14 protein-coding genes are annotated in these 16,283 nt (G+C 40.2%); 11 read left to right on the top strand and 3 right to left on the bottom strand.

Annotated features, from left to right (window positions below; genetic code table 11):
* The first annotated feature begins 401 nt into the window (after positions 1-401).
* The gene (locus ACDG22_RS12705; protein WP_007566665.1) at positions 402-1,619 is read left to right on the top strand and encodes a transposase; all 1,218 of its coding nucleotides are present in this window, start codon (positions 402-404) and stop codon (positions 1,617-1,619) included.
* 41 nt (positions 1,620-1,660) lie between these two features.
* Here ACDG22_RS12705 and rho read toward each other — a convergent pair whose 3' ends face one another.
* Complete coding sequence (gene rho, locus ACDG22_RS12700; RefSeq protein WP_007570486.1) at positions 1,661-3,688, bottom strand: transcription termination factor Rho; 2,028 nt, start codon at positions 3,686-3,688, stop codon at positions 1,661-1,663.
* A gap of 300 nt (positions 3,689-3,988) precedes the next feature.
* Here rho and ACDG22_RS12695 point away from each other — a divergent pair, with 300 nt between their 5' ends.
* The 6 genes from ACDG22_RS12695 (at position 3,989) to abc-f (ending at position 9,572) form a co-directional block, all read left to right on the top strand.
* The gene (locus tag ACDG22_RS12695) at positions 3,989-4,366 is read left to right on the top strand and encodes a RidA family protein (protein ID WP_007570487.1); all 378 of its coding nucleotides are present in this window, start codon (positions 3,989-3,991) and stop codon (positions 4,364-4,366) included.
* 82 nt (positions 4,367-4,448) lie between these two features.
* Positions 4,449-5,654 (top strand): hypothetical protein, encoded by a 1,206-nt coding sequence (locus ACDG22_RS12690; RefSeq protein ID WP_007570488.1) that lies wholly within the window; start codon positions 4,449-4,451, stop codon positions 5,652-5,654.
* Between the two features lie 12 nt (positions 5,655-5,666).
* Positions 5,667-6,386 (top strand): MBL fold metallo-hydrolase, encoded by a 720-nt coding sequence (locus tag ACDG22_RS12685; RefSeq protein ID WP_270230730.1) that lies wholly within the window; start codon positions 5,667-5,669, stop codon positions 6,384-6,386.
* A gap of 22 nt (positions 6,387-6,408) precedes the next feature.
* A complete protein-coding gene (locus ACDG22_RS12680) occupies positions 6,409-6,786 on the top strand; it encodes a VOC family protein (protein WP_007570492.1) in 378 nt (125 codons plus the stop codon).
* A 63-nt stretch (positions 6,787-6,849) separates the two neighbouring features.
* A complete protein-coding gene (locus ACDG22_RS12675) occupies positions 6,850-7,671 on the top strand; it encodes a DUF3805 domain-containing protein (RefSeq protein ID WP_040312136.1) in 822 nt (273 codons plus the stop codon).
* A gap of 35 nt (positions 7,672-7,706) precedes the next feature.
* Positions 7,707-9,572 carry a ribosomal protection-like ABC-F family protein gene (abc-f, locus tag ACDG22_RS12670; RefSeq protein WP_270230729.1) on the top strand — a complete coding sequence of 622 codons (1,866 nt, stop codon included), beginning with the start codon at positions 7,707-7,709 and terminating at the stop codon, positions 9,570-9,572.
* Between the two features lie 188 nt (positions 9,573-9,760).
* On the opposite strand, the gene yihA is transcribed toward abc-f, so the two are convergent.
* Complete coding sequence (yihA, locus tag ACDG22_RS12665; RefSeq protein ID WP_022125826.1) at positions 9,761-10,363, bottom strand: ribosome biogenesis GTP-binding protein YihA/YsxC; 603 nt, start codon at positions 10,361-10,363, stop codon at positions 9,761-9,763.
* Positions 10,364-10,479: 116 nt separating this feature from the next.
* Between yihA and ACDG22_RS12660 the strand changes: the two genes are divergently transcribed.
* From ACDG22_RS12660 to ACDG22_RS12650, 3 genes are read left to right on the top strand one after another with little or no spacing between them, the layout of a single operon-like run.
* Positions 10,480-10,845, top strand: a complete 366-nt coding sequence (locus tag ACDG22_RS12660; RefSeq protein ID WP_007570500.1) for a YbaN family protein — start codon at positions 10,480-10,482, stop codon at positions 10,843-10,845.
* Positions 10,842-11,834 (top strand): aminodeoxychorismate synthase component I, encoded by a 993-nt coding sequence (locus tag ACDG22_RS12655; RefSeq protein WP_007570502.1) that lies wholly within the window; start codon positions 10,842-10,844, stop codon positions 11,832-11,834. Before ACDG22_RS12660 ends, ACDG22_RS12655 begins: the two co-directional genes overlap by 4 nt.
* The gene (locus ACDG22_RS12650) at positions 11,818-12,408 is read left to right on the top strand and encodes an aminotransferase class IV family protein (protein WP_270230728.1); all 591 of its coding nucleotides are present in this window, start codon (positions 11,818-11,820) and stop codon (positions 12,406-12,408) included. Before ACDG22_RS12655 ends, ACDG22_RS12650 begins: the two co-directional genes overlap by 17 nt.
* Here the strand turns inward: ACDG22_RS12650 and ACDG22_RS12645 are convergent.
* Positions 12,405-14,495: a coiled-coil domain-containing protein gene (locus ACDG22_RS12645; RefSeq protein ID WP_270230727.1), complete on the bottom strand. Its 2,091-nt coding sequence runs from the start codon at positions 14,493-14,495 to the stop codon at positions 12,405-12,407. The genes ACDG22_RS12650 and ACDG22_RS12645 overlap by 4 nt on opposite strands.
* 164 nt (positions 14,496-14,659) lie before the next feature.
* On the opposite strand from ACDG22_RS12645, the gene ACDG22_RS12640 reads away from it, so the two are divergent.
* Positions 14,660-16,165 carry a TrkH family potassium uptake protein gene (locus ACDG22_RS12640; RefSeq protein ID WP_007570508.1) on the top strand — a complete coding sequence of 502 codons (1,506 nt, stop codon included), beginning with the start codon at positions 14,660-14,662 and terminating at the stop codon, positions 16,163-16,165.
* The last annotated feature ends 118 nt before the right edge of the window (positions 16,166-16,283 follow it).

Genomic DNA, 16,283 nt, shown 5'->3' with positions numbered 1-16,283 from the left:
CATGAGGAGTTTTAAGATTTTATATGAACAATTGCGTGGATGCTGTTACTACAAATATATAAAAATCTTATGGAATCTCTATATTTACTGTTAGATAAAGTATGTCGTTTTTTCTGGTTTTAGTGATGAAAAAAGGGCTGTATCATTCGATACAGCCCTGAACGTTTCTATATAACAATACTTCGGTAAATTTTTACCGAAAGATTAAAAGTTAAACAACAGAACCGGCAAAAGCTGGTTCGGAAACACTAAAGAGGTCATTGAAATGTTGTCAAAAACGAATGGTTAAGCATGAAGAAATGTGCTGAAAAAAGAGAGCTAACCTGCTGATAATAAAGGAGGAAAGTATTGCATAATTCGTTATTTCTTAGTAAATTAGAAGTCTCTGAACTCTTCTGATTATGACTAAAGAAACACTCCTTATGCAATACCAATCCGAGTGCCTGTCGGCTCTCAAATCAGTAGCGAATATACACAAACCTTTTGAAAAAGCATTCATGGACACCATGAAATTATTCATGGCCATCCCGGATCGTATAAATTTCCTTCAATTGGGCAGATATGGCTGTTTCTCAGAACAGACTTATCGCAACCTTTTTGAGCATGAAACTTTCGACTGGTTTGCGTTCAACGGATCTATCATCAGCAAGTATCTCACAGGCAAAAGAAAAGCCATCGCCATCGATCCTTCCTATATTCCCAAATCAGGCAAGAAGACACCTTGGATAGGTTACTTCTGGTCCGGTTGTGCAGGAGAATACAAGCGTGGACTGGAAATCATGGGCATCGGTGTCATTGACATCGACAACCATGAATGCATGACTTTAGGTTCCATTCAGACGCCGGATTGTAAGACCTTGGATAATATGGACAAGAACCTTGTTGACTGGTACAGCTGCTATCTTATCAGCAGAAAAGACAAGCTGCAAAGCATATCCAAAACGGTGGTTGCAGACGCATTCTTTTCCAAGGAAACTTTCGTAACACCTATGTGTGAGAACGATTTCCATGTCATCAGCCGCTTTCGGAATGACGTAATCCTGTACTATCCGACATTGGAACAGAAAACAGGAAAACGTGGCCATCCCAAGTGGTTTGACGGCAGGATTGACTTTGCCAATCTGGATTTGACCCGGTGCAAGGAATACGAGGTGAACAAGGGAAAGCTATACGGATTGAGGGTATATGCAAAAGCTCTCAAAAGGTATGTTTCCTTAGCCATCTGGTATCCGATGGACGGGAGGACAGACAAGTGGCAGCTTTACTTCTCTACAGACGATTCCATGGATGGACGTGAGGTGCTGGATTATTACAGAACCAGGTTCCAACTGGAATTTTGCTTTAGAGATGGCAAGCAGCATGCAGGAATCACCAGCTGCCAGTCTACCGACTTCAGGAAATTGGATTTTCACTTCAATGCATCGCTTGCTGCTGTCAACTTGGCCAAAGCGGCATGTAAGAGGCTCGGAATAACCTATTCCATATCCTCCTGCAAGTCTTTCATACACAATGCTTATATGCTTGAACGATTTATTTGCGTGTTTGGGATTAGCCCAGACCCGCAAGTTATTGACAAACTTTTCAAAGAACTCATTTTATTTACTGCCAGAGCCGCTTAGGCTTGGCGAATTTTTAACGAACTATTGATATAACAGTTTTGTTAAGAATTCATGCTCATAAGAAACTCTTCATTGTCTTTGGCTCTTTCCAGACGTTCCTTTACAAAATCCATAGCTTCTATTGGATTCATATCGGCAAGATATTTACGTAAAATCCACATGCGGTCTAATGTTGTCTTGTCAAGCAATAAGTCGTCACGGCGTGTACTTGATGCTGTGATGTTGACTGCTGGGAAAATACGCTTGTTGCTCAAATTGCGATCGAGCTGAAGTTCCATATTACCTGTTCCCTTGAATTCTTCAAAAATTACTTCATCCATCTTCGATCCGGTATCAATCAGAGCAGTAGCAATGATGGTCAGTGAACCGCCACCTTCGATATTGCGCGCAGCACCGAAGAAACGTTTCGGTTTATGAAGGGCATTTGCATCAACACCACCCGACAAAACTTTACCAGATGCAGGAGATACTGTATTGTAGGCACGAGCCAGACGAGTAATAGAGTCCAGGAAAATAACTACGTCATGTCCGCATTCTACCATGCGTTTTGCTTTTTCCAGTACGATACCAGCAATCTTTACGTGACGTTCTGCAGGTTCGTCGAATGTTGAGGCTATAACTTCTGCATTTACGCTACGAGCCATGTCTGTAACTTCTTCCGGACGTTCATCGATGAGCAGCATAATCATGTATACTTCCGGATGATTGGCAGCTATTGCATTGGCTATATCTTTCATCAATATAGTTTTACCCGTTTTAGGTTGTGCAACGATAAGTGCACGCTGTCCTTTTCCGATTGGAGCAAAAAGATCAACTACACGGGCTGATAAATTGTCATCATATCCTTTGCAAAGTTTGAATTTCTCATCAGGGAAGAGTGGAGTCAGATGGTCGAATGGAACACGGTCACGTACCAATCCGGGGTCCAGTCCGTTTATTTTTGAAACTTTGACCAAAGGGAAATATTTTTCTCCTTCTTTGGGTGGACGGATCGTACCTTCTACTACGTCACCAGTCTTCAGTCCGAATAATTTGATTTGCGACTGAGATACATAAACGTCATCAGGAGAAGAAAGATAATTATAGTCTGAAGAACGGAGGAAGCCATATCCATCAGGCATGATTTCCAGCACTCCGGTTCCCGATAAAATATCATCAAATTCATAAGGCTTCTCAACCGGTTTTGGCTGTTGGACAACCTGTTCTGCTACGACTGACTGTGGAGCAGGAAGATTAGCGGTTGTATTCTGAGGAGCTGGATGATTGGTATTTTGATGTTGTTGCTGTTGACGTCCTGCCTGATTGTTATTGTTGTTGCGGTTGTTATTGTTGTTATAACGCTGCTGACGGGCTTGATACTTATTGTTGTTAGGCTTGTTTTCCTTTTCAGGTTTTTCGGCAGGTACAGGTGCAGCTGTATCCATTTTTGTAGCTTCAAATTTACCCAGCAATTCAGTAGGAAGTTCTATTTTTTCTGAAGGAAGATCTTCGATTGGAATAAAATCATCACCACCTGTGAGATTTAATGCTGGAAGTTCCATATCATCGTTTTCCATAGGTACAGGAACGGGAGCTGGAACTGCCGGAGTCTGTTTTTCTGTTTCTTTAGGAGCTGATAGTTGTTCTTTTTCTAATGTCGTCTTGTTTTTGCTGCCGGGCTTACGGCCACGTTTTGCTTTAGGCTTTTCTGCAACAGTATCAGCATTTGTTGTTTCTGTTTGAACTTCTGCGGGTTGAGATATTTCGTCTTTGAATATTGGAGCAGGTGCAGGCAAAGGAGGAGTGTTTGCTTCTAGTTTTTGTGCTTTGTCTTTAGTTGCTGTGTACACTTTGTCGCCTTCTTTTTTTACGCTGATGCGTGAGCGTTTGCGCGGCTGTCCTTCTTTGCGTTCTTCGTTTGTTTTGGCAGCTGCCGCCTTTTTGGTTGCACCGACGATAGCTTGTTCGTCCAGAATGCGGTATACCAGTTCCTCCTTGCGTAACGTACTGGTTTTTTTCAGTCCCAACTCTTTGGCAATCTGCTGCAATTCAGACAAATCTTTGTCATTTAGTTGAATGATGTTATACATAAATATGTTGTAATGAATTTTGTAAGTATCTGAAAGCGCAGCACGCAGGATTGCGCACAGGCAAATAATCGGGATATGCCGTTATCTATGCGTCTATCAGTAATTACAGATTATAATGATTGTTTTTAGTTTGATGTAAGTAAAAAGAAGTTTTTACATTGACAAAATTACGTCTTTTTCTGATATTATCCAATAGACTTGCCTTTTTTTTTATTTTTTTCTTCAGTTTGTAAGAAAAGTGTTATTTTAGCGTTGAATTTGATTCATTGAGTTATTATACTAAAAACTAAACAAAACAACATGAAGAAAGTAATTTTTACAGAAAAAGCTCCTGTTGCTATCGGTCCGTATAGCCAGGCTATCGAGGCAAACGGTATGGTATTCTTGTCAGGTCAGCTTCCTGTTGATCCTGCAACTGGTGAATTTGCTCCTGGTGGGGTAGCAGAACAGACTGCTCAGTCATTCGAGAATATTAAGAATATTTTAGCAGAAGCTGGTTTGACTACTGCAAATATTGTAAAGACTACTGTTTTTTTGGCAGATATGTCATTGTTTGCAGAAATGAATGGAGTATATGCTAAATATTTTGACGGTGATTTCCCTGCTCGTTCTGCTGTTGCTGTAAAGGCTTTGCCGAAGGGAGCTTTAGTGGAAATTGAATGTATTGCTGTCAGATAATCTGAGTATTTACATTGAATGTATTGTCATTCAGGATGTTGCTGATGCTTCTCCTGGATGACATTATTTTAAATATAGTAATATGATTGGAGTAAAATTCTTTTCTCATATTGGCAACAAGTGGAAATTTTCTACCTATCTGTTGGCGGTAGTGATATTATTGGTTACGGGAATATATATTTATCGGTATGAACCATTTCGTTCTGGTTTTGAGATTTCCGACGAATTGGGAGGGAATATATTTCCTGTAACGATTTTGTCAACGGCAACAACCGATGCGAATCTCATTCTTCCGGCTGATACCAATTATTTGGGTAATCCCAAATCGTGCATCGCTGTTCGTGTGAAAAGTGCTTATACCAATAGCAAGCTAAGAATAGAGGTCGACGAAACACCTTTTTTTTCACGTTCCGTATCTGAGTTTATTTTACCCGAATCGGGAAAGGAATATTTGGTTTTCCCGGATATTGTATGGAATTATAACGCTTTGCGTGAAAACGAACAGGCTGTTCCAGTCAGTGTTTCTGTGCATTTAAAACTGAATAAACGCGAATTGGGTAGCAGGGTGCACACATTTTCGGTGCGGAGCATAAATGAATGCCTATTGGGATATATAGACAGCCGCATGAAATTTCACGATACAGGAGATTTTTTTGCCGCTTATGTGAATGAAGATAATCCTAAAATAGACCAGATTTTACGTGAAGCGTTGAACGCTCGTATCGTCAATCGTTTTTGGGGGTATCAAGGCAAGAGCGAAGAGGTTGTCGACAAGCAGGTATATGCATTGTGGTATGTTTTGCAGAAAAGAAACTTCAAATATAGCTCCATCAGTAACAGTAGTTTGTCTTCGAATGTTGTTTTTACTCAACGTGTCCGCACTTTTGATGATGCTTTGCAGTCGGCGCAAATTAATTGTGTAGATGGCAGTGTGCTTTTTGCATCTTTACTGAAAGCAATCAATATAAATCCGATACTGGTGCGTGTCCCCGGACATATGTTTGTAGGATATTATACTGATCGCATGCATAAAAATATTCATTTTCTGGAAACTTCGATGATAGGTGATGTGAACCTGGATGATTTCTTTCCGGAAGAAAAACTGGATTCCACTGTAGCCGGAAAATCGCAGGAAAGTATTTCCCGGTTTATGTTTGACAAGTCGAAGGAATATGCTACCCGTATCTATAAAGAAAATGAAGAACTGATACATTCGGGAAAGGTAAACTATATGTTTTTGGAGATAGATAAGGCTACCCGTGCATATATACAGCCTATCGGAAAGTAAATCTTTATATTTATGAAGCTTATATACTTATATCATAGTGGATTTGCCTTATTAGGTGAAGGATATACCATTATTTTCGATTACTTTGAAGATTCTGCCTCTCCGTCAAGTGGCATCGTACATAATGAATTGTTGCAGCGTCCCGGCAGATTATATGTACTTTCCAGTCACAGTCATGCGGATCATTTTAATAAAGAGGTACTAACCTTTCGTGAAAAACATCCTGATATAGTGTATATATTCTCGCAGGATATTTTGCATGAGGAGAAACTTCTTTCAACGGATGCTGTATGGTTGAAGAAGGGAGATTGCTATGCAGATGATGTGTTGCGGGTGCATGCTTTCGGGTCTACAGATGTGGGTATATCTTTTCTTGTTGAGGCGGAAGGCAAAAAAATATTTCATGCCGGTGACTTGAATAATTGGCACTGGATGGATGAAAGCAGTGAAGCTGAATGGAAAGGATATGAGCGGGATTATCTTTTTGAACTGGATTGTATCTGTAGTTATACTCGCAATATGGATGTCGTGATGTTTCCTGTTGATCCTCGTTTGGGTACAGAATATATGCGTGGTGCGCGTCAGTTTGTAGAACAGATAAAAACGTCTATCTTTGTACCGATGCATTTTGATGAAGCATACGATAAGGCAGCAGCTTTCCTGCCGATAGCTCAGAAAAACGGCGCTTCTATGCCTATGCTTCGTTCGAGAGGGCGAGAAATAGATTTATAGTTTAATAAAAAATATATACAATATGCAAGTAAAAGGAAGATTTGACCATTTTAATATCAATGTAACTGATCTGGAAAAGAGTATCAAGTTTTATGAAACAGCATTGGGATTACACGAATCACATCGTAAGGAAGCAAGTGACGGTTCATTCATTTTAGTGTACATGGCTGATGACCATTCGAACTTCTTGCTCGAGCTTACTTGGTTGCGCGACCATACAGAAGCTTATGAGTTAGGAGAAAATGAAAGCCATCTTTGCCTGCGTGTAGAAGGTGATTACGATGAAGTACGCAAATTCCATAAAGAGATGGGTTGTGTATGTTTCGAAAATGAAAAAATGGGACTTTACTTTATCAATGATCCGGATGATTATTGGATTGAAATTCTGCCGGTAAAGTAATTCCGAGATAAAACCTCACAGCGAAAATTATACGTAGTACAGTAAAAATAGCAAACAGTTATGATGAAATATATATCCCCCGGTTCATGGTTCTCATTGGAGTATCCGTCCGATTGGCGTGAGTTTGAAGACACAGAAGATAGCTTCTTGTTTTATAATCCTGATAAATGGATGGGAAATTTCCGTATATCAGCTTATCAGGGAGAAAGTCATACATATGCACAAGAGTGTATTGATTATGAAATGCAGCAAAGCCGTGGAGTGAAATTGGTCAAGGTAGGCAAATGGAGTTGTGCATATCTGACGGAAAGTTTTCAGGAGAACGGTGTGTGGTATACTTCCCACATTTGGGTGACGGGTAAAGAAAATATTTCGATTGAATGTTCGTTTACTGTGCCTAAAGGAGAAAATATCAAAGTCGCAGAGCAGATAATAGCTTCGCTGAATGTACGTGGTGCAAAGGATAAACCATGGAAAGAAATTATTCCGGTACGTGTACTCGAGATTAATGCGATCAATGAAGCATACGACTGGGCTGTATCTACCATAAAAAAACAGCTGACTAAAGATTTTACTTCCAGTGAGGCTGATATAGAAAGCATACAGAAAGTGATAGATAGCGGACGCTTTAATGCAAATCAGCGCTCGGCGTGGGAGAATTTCGGTTTTGCTTTCGGTGCTATTCTTGTGAATGAAATGGACGGAATGGACTGGGTAACTGTAATAGACGGCAAAGAAGAGTATCCGGCTTTGCGTTTTGCCCAGACTGATGTGATGGTGTATCCTTCCCGACTGATTTGGAATAAGGTGAAAAATGGTCAGCCGTGCAACCTGAAAGCTGAGTATGAACGGATTCGCTCTGAAGTAGAAGCTGTACTTTGGTAATTAAATTATACAATTAATATTTTAGAAGAAAAAGAATGATTCCATATTTACAAGTCGAAAATCTGACAAAGTCGTTTGGAGATTTGGTGTTGTTTCATGAAATATCATTTGGTATTGCACAGGGACAGCGTATCGGACTTATTGCTAAGAATGGAAGTGGAAAAACAACATTGTTGAATATTCTGGCAGGCAAGGAAGGGCACGATGAAGGGAATATTACGTTTCGTCGTGATCTTCGTGTAGGATATCTGGAGCAGAGCCCTTCTTATCCCGAAGAACTTACTGTTCTGGAGGCTTGTTTTCATCATGGCAATAGTACGGTAGAGCTGATAAAAGAATACGAAAAGTGCATGGAAACTCCCGGCAATCCGGGATTGGAGGATTTGCTGGCCCGCATGGAGCATGAAAAGGCGTGGGACTATGAGCGCCGTGCCAAGCAGATTCTCTCACAGCTGAAAATCCGTCATTTCGATCAGAAAATCAAACATCTTTCCGGAGGGCAGCTGAAACGTGTAGCTTTGGCAAATGTGCTGATAAATGAACCCGATTTGCTGATATTGGACGAGCCGACCAACCATCTTGATCTGGATATGACTGAGTGGCTGGAGGAATACCTGAATCGTGCCAACCTGAGTTTGCTGATGGTAACACACGACCGTTATTTCCTCGACCGTGTCTGTTCGGAAATCATTGAAATAGACAATAAGCAGATTTATTCATATAAGGGAAATTACAGTTATTATCTGGAAAAACGTCAGGAACGTATTGATGCTACTAATGCCGAAATAGCACGTGCCAATAATCTGTATCGTACCGAGCTGGAGTGGATGCGCCGGATGCCTCAGGCACGTGGCCATAAGGCCCGCTATCGTGAGGAAGCTTTTTATGAGCTGGAGAAGGTAGCCAAACAGCGTTCTTATGATGCGAATGTAAAGCTTGATGTGAAAGCTTCGTACATTGGTTCGAAGATTTTTGAAGCAGACCATTTGTGCAAGAGCTTTGGCGATATCAAGATTCTGGACGATTTCTCGTATATCTTTGCCCGTTATGAGAAGATGGGTATTGTGGGTAATAACGGAACAGGAAAATCTACTTTTATAAAAATCCTGATGGGACTGGAAAAGCCGGACAGTGGTACGCTCGATATTGGTGAAACCGTCCGCTTTGGTTATTATTCGCAGGAGGGACTGCAGTTTGATGAACAGATGAAGGTAATAGATGTGATAACAGATATTGCTGAGGTTATCGAACTAGGCAACGGAAAGCGTTTGACGGCATCTCAGTTCTTGCAGCATTTCCTGTTTACTCCCGAAACGCAGCATAGTTATGTTTATAAACTGAGTGGAGGAGAACGCCGCCGTTTGTATCTGTGTACTGTGCTGATGAAAAATCCTAATTTCCTGGTGCTGGACGAGCCTACCAATGACTTGGATATAGTAACGCTTCAGGTGCTGGAGGAATATTTACAAAGCTTTAAGGGCTGCGTAATTGTAGTCAGTCACGACCGCTATTTTATGGATAAGGTTGTAGACCATCTGTTAGTATTTAAGGGACAGGGAGATATACGTGATTTCCCGGGAAACTATTCAGACTATCGCGACTGGAAACTGGCTAAGGCTGAGCACGAAAAAGAAGCTGTAAAACCGAAAGAAGAAAAGACGCAGCGTGTGCGCTTGAACGACAAGCGTAGAATGACTTTTAAGGAAAGAAAAGAGTTTGAACAGCTGGAGAAAGAAATTGCCGATCTGGAAGCAGAAAAGAAACAACTGGAGGAGGCTTTATGCAGCGGTTCACTTAGTGTGGAGGAACTGACAGAAAAGTCAAAACGTCTTCCGATGCTGAATGATGAACTTGACGAGAAAACAATGCGTTGGCTTGAATTGAGTGAAATAGAGGCATAGCTTTCTATATATACTTGTAAATCAGTGAGATAATTTTGTCTTTATGCTTAGCCAAATAAAAGGTGAAAAGTAGAAAAAAATTCTCGATATTTTTCTAAAATTCGTACAAATTTTAAAAAAACATCGAGAATTTTTTTTGTAAACATGCAGACAAATTTAGTACTATCTGAAGGTATGTTTTTCGGAACTTATTTTTGCAGTGAATTATTAATAGACTCTATATAATCCAGAATTTCTTTTCGTCCGGTTTTCTTTTCCGATGAAGATATGAAATACGGTGGAAGCTCTTCCCATTGTTCTTTTAAAACCTCCATATATCGGTTGACATTGAATTTGGTTTTGCCACTGCTTTGTTTGTCGGATTTAGTAAAAATGATAGCAAAAGGTACACCGTTTTCACCCAGCCACTCCATAAATTCCAGATCGATTTTCTGAGGCTCCAGACGGCTGTCTACCAGTACAAACAGACAGGTCATCTGTTCACGTTCAAGCACATAATATTCTATAAGCTTTTGTATCTTGTCCATCATTTTTTTACCCCGCTGTGCGTAGCCGTATCCTGGGAGGTCTACCAAATACCATTCCTTATTGACTAAAAAATGGTTGATGAGCAATGTCTTTCCGGGTGTTGCAGATGTCATAGCCAATTTTGGCTGTTTGGTCAGCATGTTGATGAGGCTGGACTTTCCTACGTTAGAGCGTCCTATAAAGGCATATTCCGGCAGATTAGTCTGAGGGCACATGTCTGCTCTTGAATTACTGACTACAAATTCGGCACTGGTTATTTCCATATTAATTTGTTTTTTTACTCTCTGCAAAGATAGAATAAAAAGAAGCAAAATGAAAATATAGATGTATTTAGTCGTCTTTTCAGTGAAATATGCCGCATTCTCCGTATATTTGTACAATGAAATATATTTATGTTGCCATTGGTTCCATATCTTTAGTGCTGGGAGTTATAGGAATATTTCTTCCAATACTGCCTACTACGCCTTTCTTGCTGCTTTCTGCCGCATTGTTTTTCAGAGGCTCGCCACGTTTATACACCTGGCTGCTGGAACATAAGTATTTGGGACCGTATATCCGCAGTTTTCGTGAGGACAGAGCCATTCCGCTCCGGGCTAAAATTATCTCTGTTTCATTACTTTGGATTACAGCTATTCACTGTGTGCTTTTTTTATTTCCATATTGGTGGCTCAAAGGAATAATGGCCGTAGTGACTATTGGTGTTACTATTTATATTTTGTCTTTTAAAACCCGTTCTCCCCGATGAACAAATTAACTTTTTGTAACCGCAATGAGGCTATAGCCCGCATGAACCGGTTGGGAAAGGAAAGAACCCGATTTTTCTTTCTGATTAATTTTGATGAAACGGAATGTCTGGTCTCAAAACTGGATGATATCCCTGCCGGGCAACTGGCTTTTATTTTTCCTGAGGTAGCGAATGTATGTTCTGTATCAGAATTGAAACCTGAAAATATTTTATGGAAAGCTTATCCGCAATCGTATGAAGAATACTTGCGTTCATTTGATATTGTACATCGTAATTTGTATGCGGGAAATTCATTTCTGACAAATTTAACGTGTGCCACTCCGGTTGAAACGAATCTTTCTTTATATCAAGTATTTCTTCACGCTACGGCACGATATAAGCTTTGGTATGATGATCGCTTTGTTGTGTTTTCACCTGAAACTTTTGTCCGTATAAAAGAGGGCTATATTTATTCGTTCCCGATGAAAGGAACAATTGACGCTTCGTTGCCCGATGCGAAGGAAGTATTGCTGAGGGATGAAAAAGAAGCGGCAGAGCATGCTACGATTACAGATCTGATACGAAACGATTTGAGCCGGGTGGCTAGTGAAGTGACGGTTACGCGCTACCGCTATCTGGACGAACTGCATACTCATTGTGGAAGGTTGCTTCAGATGAGTTCTGAAATCAGAGGGCGTTTACCTGAAAACTATCACGAAAAGTTGGGGTCGTTGTTCTTCGAACTCCTTCCTGCCGGTTCTATTACCGGTGCTCCCAAGAAGAAAACGGTGGAGATAATCCGTGAGGCAGAAACATACGACAGAGGTTTTTATACCGGAGTCATGGGATATTTTGATGGTAAGAATCTGGATAGTGCTGTCATGATCCGTTTTCTGGAACACACAGATGGTGGATTCGTGTATAAAAGTGGGGGAGGAATTACATTCCGCAGTACGGCCCGAAGTGAATATGAAGAAATGATACAGAAAATATATGTGCCGATTTATTGAAACAATTCGTATAGAAGGTGGAAAGGTGTGGAATCTGTCCTATCATAATGCCCGTATGAATACAACCCGAAAAAGGGTGTGGGGCAATTGTCCCGCACTTTCTTTGGAGGATATTCTGAAGCCAGAACCTTGGCAGGAACGGACACGCTGCCGGGTAGTATATGGAGAGAACATAGAGGAGGTCGTATATATTCCATATACGATAAGGCAGGTTTCTAGCTTGAAACTGGTACCTTGTGATGACATCGCATACGAACTGAAAAGTGCAGACCGTAGCATGCTGGACAAACTTTTTGCCTTGCGTGGGGAGAAAGATGATATACTGATTGTGAAGAATGGCAGGATTACCGATACATCGATTGCCAATGTCGCCCTTTGGAACGGAACAGAATGGCATACTCCTTCTTTTCCGTTGCTGAAAGGAACGCAGCGTCAGTTTTTACTTGACAGAAAGCAGATAATAGAAACAGACATATCCGTAGAAAACCTTTCTTCGTATTCCCGGATATGTCTGTTTAACGCCATGATTCCCTTTGGAGAGATAACGCTCGGTTGTGAGGAGTTGGACTATTAGATAGGCCAACCTTCTTCTTTCAGCGCTTCTTTCAGTTGTAAAAATCTTTCGGCTTCCACATCGTTGTCGATAAATTTATCGAAGTTTGCGATGTTCATAGCAGCCCAAGTCTTGCCTTTTTCCACTTCTGTGTCTGGAGCAAACGAAAGATATAATTTCATCGCTTTCTGATAGTTACCTTCCAGCATCCAGTAATGTGCCCGGTAACTGATAACGGCAGGCAGCTTCTTAAACTGTTCGGGCAGACATTTATAAATCATATCGGCAGCTTCCGACTGCGAAGCCAGTACGGCATAATACATACCGTCTATTTGTGTATCAATTCCCTTGCGTGTCGTGACAAAAGCATCATAAATCTGAATGCTTAATATCTGGTTGATAATAAATATCCGTGGAACGGGAGTGTGTGCGCACATGGCCATGATGTGGTCAGTATCTATTTCACCATCGAACATATCACGGAATATTTTTTCATAAGGCAGTCTGACACTGGATATGCCTTGCGGTTGGAAGCAAATCCAGTATAAATTGCGTTCTGAGATTCGTCCGTTTTTGTCCCGATATGTGATGTGAATAGGGTGATAGCAGCAAATAGCCATAAGCAATGCTTCTGCAACTTCTTCTCCATTACCTTCTTCCGAGAAATCGCATGTCATGACGTCTGTAGCGAAAGGTGTTTCCAGACCTTCTATTTTTGCTATCTCGTTGTATGGGATAAAGTGATTTTCTTCTAGCACCACTTCTTTCCCTTCTACTCCCCAGATGAACAACTCTGCTTTTAATTGCAGCGTACGTGATTCGTAAATATACTGACAACCGTTTGTTTCTGAAGTGATTCGAGTATATGGATAGTGCAAGGTACTTTCTTCCAGCCGTGCTTTCATTTCCTGATAAGCTTCCAGTATATCCGAAGAATGAGGCTGTTGCTCTTCTTCCTTTTGAGGAGTTTCCGGTTCGGCCGTTACTTTTTCATTCTCAGGTTGAGGAAGAGGTTGTTCTTCCTTGTCTGATTCTGGCTGAGCGGTTTGCATCTGTTCCTTTTCATGAATCAGTTGCTCTTTTTCCTCTAGTAAAAGATGCATCTTTTTCTGCAATTCTGAAAGGTTGGCTTTCAAAGTTGAATTCTCAGATTGGATAGCATCTAATTTTTCCTGAGTTTCGGAAAGTTCTCTTTGCAAGGCTGTATAGTTTTTTGCAAGATCTTGTGAAGATTTTTCAGATTGTTCTTCCAGTTCCTTTTTATTAGCCTCGAGGATTTCTTTTTGTTTTTCTACTTCAGCCAGTTTTTCTTCCAGCTCTTTCTTGCTGGCAGCAATAGTTTCTTTTTGCTTTTCCGCTTCAGTTAGTCTTGCTTCCAGTTCTTTCTTACTGGCAGCAATAGTCTCTTTCTGTTTTTCCGCTTCAGTCAGCTTGGCCTCTAGTTCTTTCTTGCTGGCAGTGATGGTTTCTTTCAGCTTTTCTGCTTCAGTCAGTTTTTCTTCCAGCTCTTTCTTGCTGGCAGCGATGGTTTCTTTCTGCTTTTCTGCTTCGGTCAGTTTTTCTTCCAGCTCTTTCTTGCTGGCAGTGATAATTTCTTTCTGTTTTTCTGCTTCAGTCAGTTTTTCTTCCAGTTCTTTCTTACCGGCAGCAATAGTCTCTTTCTGTTTATCTGATTCAGCCAGTTTTGCTTCCAGTTCTTTCTTATCAGTAGCTAGAACTTCTTTCTGTCTTTCAGAATCGGCTAGCTGATTTTTTAATTGTTGAATATCATTATCTCGTGAAACAATTTCCTGTTCAGAATATTGCATTTTCTCCAATCCGGTTGCTTTGTCGGATTGAAGTCTGGATATTTCAGTTTGGAGAAGTGAAATCTCTTTCTGATGTTCTGCAATTGAGGTTTGTAATTGGGTGAGTTCAGTTTGTGCAAGTGATAACTCTTCCTGTGTTTCGGTTAGCTGAGTACGTTTATAAGTTGCCTCTTTATTAGCATCTTTGACTTCAAATGAAAGTTGCTGATTCTTTATTAATAAAGCTTCGTTGTCGTTTTGTAATTGTTCAATATCAATGCCTGTCAGCTTTTTGATCAGATGAAAAGTGAATTTACCCATAACTGTGTAAAAAGATAATTTGGTTAATGAATGTTGCAAATTACGTAAATATTTCTGAATGTTCAGTATAAATGCGGTTTAAATTGTATCTTTTTGCATGAAAAATCCAATCTATTTCAATCTTTATCATTAGTTTTGTACTTCATTTTAGAAAAATAAGAAAAATGCAAGACTTTATAACACACAATGAATATTTAACTGGAAATCGGGCGAATAGTTTGATTAATCGCAAAATGATATTCCGTATATTGGGTATTTTATTGTTTATAGAAGGTGGGCTGTTTTTATTATGTGCAGGTGTTTCCCTGTGCTATCAGGAACATAGTTATATTTATTTTCTTTATTCAACCTTATTGGCCGCAGCTGTCGGTTGCGTGCTGTTGTTCCTTGGTCGTAATGCAGAAAATAAGCTTTCTCGTCGTGATGGCTACTGTATTGTTGCATTTACATGGCTTTTATTTACTACGTTTGGAATGCTTCCTTTCTACCTTAGTGGCGAAATACCTTCTGTTACCGATGCTTTCTTTGAAACGATGTCAGGGTTTACAACCACAGGTGCGACGATTCTTGATGATATTGAGTCACTGTCGTATGGAATGCTTTTCTGGCGTAGCTTTTCTCAGTGGATTGGAGGTTTAGGAATTGTCTTTTTTACGATAGCGGTATTACCGATATTCGGAGTCGGAAATCAGGTTCTGTTTTCTGCTGAAGCGACAGGGGTGACTCATGATAAGATTCATCCGAAAATCAGTATAATGGCTCAGTGGCTGTGGACTGTATATTTGCTTCTTACAATAACGGAAACGGTATTGTTGATGTTGGGAGGCATGAATTTGTTTGATGCAGTCTGTCATTCGTTTACAACTACTGCTACGGGAGGATATTCTACTAAACAAGATAGTGTGGCATATTGGAATTCTCCTTTTATAGAGTATGTGATAGCGATTTTTATGGTCCTGTCGGGAATAAACTTTTCATTATATTTTATGTGCCTGAAAGGAAAATTCTTCAATCTGTTCAAAGACGATGAATGTAGATGGTTCTTGATGTCTGTAGGTATAGTAACTTTACTTATCACAGTTCCTTTGGTCATGCAAAACCATTATGGATGGGAAGAAGCTTTTCGGAAGGCATTTTTTCAAGTAGCAAGTATTCATACATCTTGTGGGTTTGCTACTGATGATTATAATGTATGGCCTCATTTTACATGGATGCTTTTGATTTATACAATGTTTGCAGGAGGTTGTACTGGCTCTACTGGCGGGGGAATAAAGAATATGCGTTTGCTTATTCTTTTCCGTAATATGAAGAATGAGTTCAGCCGCCTGATTCATCCTCGTGCTGTATTACCCGTAAAGGTAAATCAGCAGGCACTTTCTCTTTCTACTATCTCTACTGTAAATACTTTTATTTTATTGTATTTGATTTGTATTTTTGTAGGCTGGGTAGCTTTAATGTTTATGGGGCTTGAACTTACAGAGTCTTTTGGACTGGTAGCTTCTAGTTTGGGTAATGTCGGACCTGGTTTAGGTGCATATGGTCCTGCCTTTTCGTGGAGTGCTCTTCCTGATCTTGCTAAATGGTTACTGTCTTTTATGATGTTAATAGGAAGATTGGAGCTATTTGGCATTCTGCTGATGTTCTCGCCTGGTTTTTGGCATAAACGTTGACCTTTCTGTTAGGTATCGAAAAGTCTTGTATAGAGAAGTTTAATACCGATTATTGCATAAGATAAATAGCCGTATCATTACTTAAATAAAGTTTGATACGGCTATTTTTTATTCTGAA

This window comes from Phocaeicola coprocola, assembly GCF_041333015.1.
In the GTDB taxonomy this organism is placed as follows: domain Bacteria; phylum Bacteroidota; class Bacteroidia; order Bacteroidales; family Bacteroidaceae; genus Phocaeicola; species Phocaeicola coprocola.
The sequence above is the reverse complement of the archived record's forward strand: the minus strand, read 5'-3'. Positions and strand labels throughout refer to the sequence as shown.